This window comes from Thermus islandicus DSM 21543 (assembly GCF_000421625.1).
Taxonomy (GTDB): Bacteria; Deinococcota; Deinococci; order Deinococcales; family Thermaceae; genus Thermus; species Thermus islandicus.
In genome coordinates, this window is the sequence record NZ_ATXJ01000035.1 from 1 (window position 1) to 6,708 (window position 6,708).

Annotated in this window: 12 protein-coding genes; 6 read left to right on the plus strand and 6 right to left on the minus strand. The window is 71.0% G+C overall.

Annotated elements, in window-relative coordinates:
• The gene (locus H531_RS0111830; protein ID WP_022799533.1) at positions 1 to 456 is read right to left on the minus strand and encodes a DUF5602 domain-containing protein; all 456 of its coding nucleotides are present in this window, start codon (positions 454 to 456) and stop codon (positions 1 to 3) included.
• A 172-nt stretch (positions 457 to 628) separates the two neighbouring features.
• Between H531_RS0111830 and H531_RS0111835 the strand changes: the two genes are divergently transcribed.
• A complete protein-coding gene (locus H531_RS0111835; RefSeq protein ID WP_022799534.1) occupies positions 629 to 1,195 on the plus strand; it encodes a sigma-70 family RNA polymerase sigma factor in 567 nt (188 codons plus the stop codon).
• A complete protein-coding gene (locus H531_RS0111840) occupies positions 1,185 to 1,802 on the plus strand; it encodes an anti-sigma factor (RefSeq protein WP_022799535.1) in 618 nt (205 codons plus the stop codon). Before H531_RS0111835 ends, H531_RS0111840 begins: the two co-directional genes overlap by 11 nt.
• Here H531_RS0111840 and H531_RS0111845 read toward each other — a convergent pair.
• The 4 genes from H531_RS0111845 to H531_RS13705 are packed head-to-tail and all read right to left on the minus strand — an operon-like array spanning position 1,799 to position 3,592.
• On the minus strand, positions 1,799 to 2,362 hold the full coding sequence (locus H531_RS0111845) for a ferritin-like domain-containing protein (RefSeq protein WP_022799536.1): 564 nt from the start codon (positions 2,360 to 2,362) through the stop codon (positions 1,799 to 1,801). The two genes, H531_RS0111840 and H531_RS0111845, sit on opposite strands and share 4 nt — an antisense overlap.
• Positions 2,298 to 2,750: an HD-GYP domain-containing protein gene (locus tag H531_RS14980; protein ID WP_245540697.1), complete on the minus strand. Its 453-nt coding sequence runs from the start codon at positions 2,748 to 2,750 to the stop codon at positions 2,298 to 2,300. Before H531_RS14980 ends, H531_RS0111845 begins: the two co-directional genes overlap by 65 nt.
• Positions 2,660 to 3,376, minus strand: a complete 717-nt coding sequence (locus H531_RS14985; RefSeq protein WP_051130711.1) for a hypothetical protein — start codon at positions 3,374 to 3,376, stop codon at positions 2,660 to 2,662. Before H531_RS14985 ends, H531_RS14980 begins: the two co-directional genes overlap by 91 nt.
• A gap of 6 nt (positions 3,377 to 3,382) precedes the next feature.
• Positions 3,383 to 3,592, minus strand: coding sequence for a hypothetical protein (locus H531_RS13705; RefSeq protein ID WP_051130712.1), 210 nt, complete (start codon positions 3,590 to 3,592; stop codon positions 3,383 to 3,385).
• A 107-nt stretch (positions 3,593 to 3,699) separates the two neighbouring features.
• Between H531_RS13705 and H531_RS0111855 the strand changes: the two genes are divergently transcribed.
• The 4 genes from H531_RS0111855 to H531_RS13215 all read left to right on the plus strand — a co-directional run bounded on the left by H531_RS0111855 (position 3,700) and on the right by H531_RS13215 (position 6,294).
• Positions 3,700 to 4,326: a ferritin-like domain-containing protein gene (locus tag H531_RS0111855; protein WP_022799537.1), complete on the plus strand. Its 627-nt coding sequence runs from the start codon at positions 3,700 to 3,702 to the stop codon at positions 4,324 to 4,326.
• Positions 4,327 to 4,332: 6 nt separating this feature from the next.
• Positions 4,333 to 4,875: a ferritin-like domain-containing protein gene (locus tag H531_RS13210; protein WP_281167158.1), complete on the plus strand. Its 543-nt coding sequence runs from the start codon at positions 4,333 to 4,335 to the stop codon at positions 4,873 to 4,875.
• Positions 4,876 to 4,894: 19 nt separating this feature from the next.
• The gene (locus H531_RS0111865) at positions 4,895 to 5,383 is read left to right on the plus strand and encodes a carboxymuconolactone decarboxylase family protein (protein WP_022799539.1); all 489 of its coding nucleotides are present in this window, start codon (positions 4,895 to 4,897) and stop codon (positions 5,381 to 5,383) included.
• Positions 5,384 to 5,475: 92 nt separating this feature from the next.
• Positions 5,476 to 6,294, plus strand: a complete 819-nt coding sequence (locus H531_RS13215) for a GGDEF domain-containing protein (RefSeq protein ID WP_022799540.1) — start codon at positions 5,476 to 5,478, stop codon at positions 6,292 to 6,294.
• Here H531_RS13215 and H531_RS0111875 read toward each other — a convergent pair.
• The gene (locus tag H531_RS0111875; protein WP_245540696.1) at positions 6,291 to 6,500 is read right to left on the minus strand and encodes a GlsB/YeaQ/YmgE family stress response membrane protein; all 210 of its coding nucleotides are present in this window, start codon (positions 6,498 to 6,500) and stop codon (positions 6,291 to 6,293) included. The genes H531_RS13215 and H531_RS0111875 overlap by 4 nt on opposite strands.
• Positions 6,501 to 6,708 lie beyond the last annotated feature (208 nt).

A 6,708-nucleotide genomic window follows, 5' to 3' on the forward strand; every position in this document is an offset into this window, starting at 1 on the left:
TTAGTAGGGCTCGCCCTCCAGCACCTTCCGCTCCTGGTCCACGGAGACCAGGACCAGCTCAATGTGGTAGTGGGGCTCGTTCACCCCGGGGTGGGGTCCCGAGGGGATGAGGTTCACGTGGTCCACGCGGGTGACCCCCAGGGCCCGCAGGGTCTGGGTGCCGATGTCCACGTACTTCTGGCTCTCGTTGAGCTTCTTGAGGGGGACCATGAAGACCACCTTTACCAGGTTCCCCGCCTTGTCGTAGGCCAGGAAGGGCCCCTCGGGGAGCTTGGAGGGGTCCACGTAGAGGGTGCCGAGGCCGGGGATGAAGTTGGGGAGCGCCCCCTTCAGGGCCTCGCTCACGTTCACGTAGGGGGCCGAAGGGGGGGCCTTCCGCACCTGAAGCATTTGGGCCAGACCCAGGCCCAGGACCACCGCCAAAGAAACCAGCACGAGCGTTTTCGCTTTCCTCATAGCCATCTCCTCACGAAGCCCTCTGGGGCTCCACCCTACCCTACGGCCTAGACCCCGGGGTTGGATGTGGCCCAGGCTACGCCCCGTCCCGGGACCGCCCTGCATCCCTCGGCCCGGGCCCATCCCCCCCGAAACCGAATGGAGAGGCGGTGCGTATGGTAGGGTAGGGGCGATGGGCCCCGAGCTGCCGACCGAGGCCTTGTCCGACGAAGCCCTCCTGGCCTTGGTGGCGCGAGGCGACGAGGAGGCCTTTCGCACCCTCTTCCGCCGCTATGCGGGGAGCTTTCTGGCCTTGGCCCGGCGGATGGGCTTGGACGGGGCAGCAGGAGAGGATGTGGTGCAGGAGGCGATGATGAGGATATGGGAACGGGCCAAGGAGTTTAACCCGCGGCGCGGGAGCGCCCGGGCCTTCCTGCTCACCATCGGCCATCATACGGCGGTGGACGAGGTGCGAAGGCGTGCCGCGAGGCCCGTGCCCCTGGAGCCCGACCCCGAGGCGGAGGAGGCCTTTGACCTCCCGGGGCCCGGACTGGACGAGGAGGCCCACCTGGACCGCGCCCGGCTTCATCGGGCCCTGAAGGCCCTCTCCCCGGAGGAGCGCCGGGTGCTGGAGACGCTTTACTACCAAGGCTACACCCACCAGGAGGCGGCCAGGCTTCTCGGCCTCCCCTTGGGCACCCTGAAGACCTGGGCGAGAAAGGCCCTTTCCAAGCTCAAGGAGGTGCTCCGTGAGCCCTGAGGAGGCCCGGGAACTCCTCCCCCTCTACGCCCTGGGGGCCCTCACCCCCGAGGAGCGCCAGAGGGTGGAGGAGGCCCTCAAGCGCTACCCCGAGCTCTGGCCCGAGGCCAGGGCCCTTTTGGAGATTGCCTCCGAGCTCGCCGCCGGGCTTCCTCCCGAGCCCCTACCCGAGGGCCTCGAGGCCAGGGTCCTCCGCCGGATCCGCAGGGTTCGCCCCTCCTGGGCCCGCCCTCTCCTTGCAGCCGCGGCGGCCCTCCTCTTGGTGGCCCTAGGCTACGGGGCCTACTTCGGCCTCTCCTGGACCCTGGCCCTGGGGGAGGCCTCCACCCGGGTCCTCACCCTGGTCAGCCCGGAGGGGGCCCCCGTGGGCCGGACGGTGGTCCGGGGGGACGGGGAGGCCCTGGTGGTCCTGAAGGCCCCGCCCCCTCCGGGCCGGGTCTACCAGGGCTGGGGCCTGGGGAAGGGGGAGCCCGTGCCCCTTTCCACCTTCCGCCTGCCCCTCAAGACCTTCCGCCTTCCCCCGGAGGCCAAGGCCCTGGCGGTCTCCCTCGAGCCCCCGGGGGGAAGCCGGAGGCCCACGGAGATCCTCGGCCTGCCCCAGCCCTAAGGCAGGTAGGGCTTAAGGGCCTCCCTGGCCTCCTCGGGGGAAAAGGCCCGCTCCAGGGCCCGATCGTTGGCCACGAAGGGGGGGCGGAGCAGGGGGTCCTGGAGCTCCAGGCGGGCCTGGCGCACCAGGACGCGGTGCCCCGCCTCCACCCCCAGGATGGCCCCCGCCAGGCGCAAGGCCTCGCCTTCCAATAGGGGCAGGGCCTCCAGGTAGGCGCCCACGAAGGCCTCCTCGAGGCTTTCCAAGAGGCGGAGGAGGGGAATGGGGCTCTGGAAGACCTCGGGGAGGCGGAACCTGAGGGCGGGCTGCCGGCCCAGGGCCTCCCGCAGGCGGCGCGCGTGCTCCTCCTCCTGGGCCAGGGCCGCCTCCAGGTAGGTGGCCCAGGGGCCCCGGAAGGGCCGGGCGGCCACCGCCCGGCGGTAGACCTCCCGGGCCAGCTCCTCCGCGGCGAGGGCCAGGGCGAGCACCTCCTCCTCTAGCGGGGCGCCCTGGGCCTTAGGGACCACCGGGATCCCGCCCAGGGCCAAAAGGGCCAGGAACCGTCTGCGGGCGAGTTCCACGTTCCACCTCCTTGGCCTCGAGGCCGAAGGTTCGCAGGAAGGCCGCCACCACCCGGGGGTCAAACTGCCGCCCCGCCTCCCGGGCGATCTCCGCCAGGGCCTCCTCCGGGTCCAGGGCCCTGCGGTAGGGCCGGTGGCTGGTCATGGCATCGTAGGCGTCCACCACGGCGAAGATCCGGGCCAAGAGGGGGATTTCCTCCCCCTGCAGGCCCTCCGGGTAGCCCCGGCCGTCAAAGCGCTCGTGGTGGTGGCGCACCACCCCCCGGGCGCCCTGAAGGGCGGGAAGGCCTTCCAGAATCAGGGGGTGCGCGCGCATGAGGGCCTGCTCCTCCTCCGTGAGGGGGCCGGGTTTGCGGAGGACGGCGTCGGGGATGCCGATCTTGCCCAGGTCGTGGAGGAGGGCCCCGCGGCGGAGGTCCTCCAGGGCCTCCCTAGGCCCAAGGCCCGGCCCAGCCTGAGGGCGTAGGCGGTCACCCGCTCCGAGTGCCCTTCCGTCTCGTAGTCCTTGGCCTCGAGGGCCCGGGCCAGGGCCAGGAGGAGGGCCTCGTAGCTCGCGGAAAGCGCCCCTTCGGCCCGAAGGTAGGTGCCCCGGAGAAGGAGGAAGAGGGCCAGCCCCAGGGCCAGGGCCAAAAGCAGCACCCCCGCCTGGACCGGGCGCAGGAGGGCCCATTCCGGGGAGAGGTCGCGGACCAGGTGGACAAAGCCGCTGGGCACGGCCATCCAGATCCCGAGCCGCACGCCCTCCTCCCGAAACCAGGGGTCCTTCTGGGCCCGGGCCATGGCCCTCTCCTCCTCGGGGGTGGCCCGCCCTCCTTCCCGCTCCCGCTCGTAGGCCAGGGCCACGGTGCCGTCCTCCCGGAAGAAGGTGGCCCGGGTGATGTGGTACAGGTCCAGGTGCAGCCGGACCAGGGCGTGGAGCCGGTCGGGGTCCCAGCCTCCCCCGTAAGGGTTGGGGGCGTGCAGGGCGTGGGGGGAGAGGAACTGGGGGAAGATCTGGGTGAGGTGCAGGACCACCGCCTCCTAGGTGACCTTGGCCGTGGAGTCCACCAGGTAGCGGTGGAGGAGGAGGTTGAGGGCCCCGGCCAGGGCTAAGACCCCCGCCAGGGTGACCCCCGTCAGGCCCAGGAGGAAGCGGCGGTAGGGGCCCGCCGCGGCCAGGCTTCCGCCTCCCAGGGCCTGGGCTGGCTTTGGGGTCGGGGCGGACGGGTGCTTGGGGAGCCGGGGTGGCATCCTGTCCCTCTCTACGGCCCACCGGGGCCCTCTGGATGTCCACATCCAAGGGGGCCCTCCCGGCCGTAGGGAAGGGTGAGGGGGAAGACCCCTAATGGGAGGTGCCTATGGGAAAGGAAAGGGTTTTGGCGCGCAGGCAGTTCATGCGGGTGTTGACGGCGGCGGGGCTTTCCTCGGCCTTGGCCGGCTCCCTTCTGGACCGGGCCTTGGCGGCCCACGGGGGGCCTTCGGACCTGGACATCCTGCAGCTCGCCCTCACCGCGGAGTACCTGGCCACGGACGCCTATGCCCGCACGCGGTTCGCCTCCTTTGAGGGGGAGATCCGGGAGTACCTGGAGGCGGCCCTGGCCCAGGAGGAGGCCCATGTGAAGGCCCTGCAGGACGCCATCCGTTCCCTGGGCGGGAAACCGGTGGAGCGGCCCCAGTTCGTCTATCCGGTCCAGTTCCTCTCCAGCACCCGCCTCCAGGTCCTCAGGCTCCTCAACGCCCTGGAGGACGCCTTCGTGGGCGCCTACCTTGGGGCTTTGCCCCTCCTTCAGAACAAGGACCTGATCAAGGCGGCGGGGAGCATCCTGGGCAACGAGGCCGTGCACCGGGCCCTCATCCGGGACAGCCGCCTGAGCCTGAAGGACCCCGAGCTGCCCGGTCCCAAGGTCCCCAACGACCGGGCCTTTGAGGTGGCCATCACCCCGGAGGAGGCGCAGAAGGCGGTTTCGGGATTTATCCGGAAGTGAGCCTGCTTGGGAGAGGCCCCGGGGGAGGCCCCGGGGCCTTCGCCGCATCCAAACCCTCGCCAGGCCCTGGGCAGCCAGGCGGTGAACCAGCCCGTCATTGACCTCTACAACCCCTTCAACGACCCCGTCTCCTTCTTCGTGGGGGCCTTTGTCTTTGAGGACGTGGGGGTCACCGCCTACAACGGGGCCGCACCCCTTATCACCGACAAGCAGAACGTCCTGGCCCCTGCGGCGGGGATCCTGGCCACGGAGGCCTACCACGCCGGAGCCATCCGCCGCTACCTTATTGATATACGCACCCAGACCGTTCCCAACACGGGCCTCACGGTGGAGCAGCTGGCCAACGCCATCAGCAACGCCCGGAATAGCCTTTCTGGCGGCGGCGACGAGGGCCTCACCGTGAGCGGGAAGCCCAACAACGTGGCCGCGGATGCCAAGGGCGTGGCCTTCAGCCGCACCACGGACGGGGTCCTGAAGATCGTCTACCTCAACGCCCAGAAGCAGCCCGGCGGCTTCTTCCCTCAGGGCCTGAACGGGCAGATCAAGTAGCCCTTCCCGGCCTTGGGCCATGGGGGAGACCGAGCGGGAGATCGTGGAGGAGCTGGGCTTCGGGATGGTGCCCAACGCCTTCGCCTGGGCCCGCGAGGTGCCGGAGGTCCAGACCGCCCTCTGGAAGGCCTTCCGCCACGTGGTCTTGAGGGGGCTTCTTCCCAGGACGGTCAAGGAGATGATGGGGGTGGTGGCCTCGAGGCGGGCGGGCTCCGAGTACGGGGCCCGGGTCCACCTGCACGCCCTCATGGTCCAGGGGGTGGAGGCCCCCCTTCTCCAGGCCCTGGAGCGGGGGGAGGTCCCGGAGGGCCTCCCCCCCAAGGTGGCCGCCCTCCTCCGCTTCGCCCACGGGGCGGCCTTGGACCCCGGGAAGCCCGAGCTTCTCCGGCCCCTCCGGGAGGCCGGGCTCAGCGAGGCCGAGGTGAAGGAGGCCGTGGCCACCCTGGCCCTTTTCCGGATGGTGAACGCGTGGACCGACCTTTTGGCCATCCCAGTGGATGCGGTGTGAGGCCGGCCCTCCCCGGCCCGCACCCGCAGCGACGCTCCGGAAGGCCTCCGGGGGCGCCCTCAGGGGGGAAGGGCTGAAGGCTGCCCGAGGGTATGGACCAGGAGTCCCTCCTCCTCCGCCTTCTCCTCCTGCACGAGGTTACGGCGGGCTTTTCTGAGCCCCCCTTTCTGGAGGTGCTCGGCCGGGCAGAGCGGGGGGTGGAATGGGTCTTTCCTGGGGCCAGGCTGTTGGCCCTGCTTCCCGAGGAGGCCAGGGGCCTCCCCAGGCGGGGCCTGGGGCGCTTTCGCGGCCTCTTGGGGTACGGGGCCTACTTCCCTGGTCCCCCTTTGCCCTTCTACCTCTTCCTGGAGCACCCCAAGGTGGAAAGCCCCCAGGAACTGCGCCTCGCGGCCCTCTTCATGGAGCACCTCCTGGCGGCCCTAAGGGGCGCGGGCTACCGGGAGGAGCTGGAGCGCCAGGCCCGCACCGACTGGCTCACGGGCCTGGGCAACCGCCGCGCCCTGGAGCGGGCGCTCCGGGAGGGGCTGGCCCGGGGCGAGGTCCTGATGGTCCTGGACCTGGACGGCCTGAAGGCGGTGAACGACCGGGAGGGGCACCTGGCCGGGGACGCCCTCCTCAGGCGGCTCGGGGCCTGCCTCCAGGCCCTGGCCCTGTCCCACGGGGGGCGGGGTTTCCGCCTAGGGGGGGACGAGTTCGCCCTGATCCTGCCGGAGAGGGCCTTGGGAGAGGCTCGGCGGGCCCTGGAGGCCTTCCCCGTGAGCCTGGGGGTGGCGCGGGCCGAGGAGGGCCAAGGCCAGGCCCTTCTGGAGCTGGCCGACCGGAGGATGTACCGGGCCAAGCGCCGAAAGAGGGCTAAGCCCCCCTGGCGCAGGCCAGGGGGGCCCAAGGGCGGGCGCGGGGGGTTCCCCTAGCCCGCCTTGCGCATGAAGCCCACCGCCCGGAGCAGCCAGATGAGGACCACGGCCCCCACCACCCCCCAGAGGATCCCGCCCAGGCTGAGGCTGCCCGCGGAGGAGGCCCCGCCGATGCCCAGCAGGTCGGCGAAGAGCCACTTCGCCAGCACGGAACCCACGATGCCGATGAGGATCTTGCCGAGAAGCCCCTCGCGGTCTCCCATGATCATGCTGGCGATCCACCCCACCCCACATTCCGCACCCCCTTCACTCCAGCAGGTAATATCGCCCGGCCCCCAGAAGGCGCACCGCGGTCTCGTGATGGGGAGCCGGGTTGAGGACGAGCCACTTGCCCCCCAGCTCCACCAGGCGGACCCACATAAAGAGTGGAAACACCCAGCGCAAGGTGGGCTTGGCTGTGGGTCTCCCCTT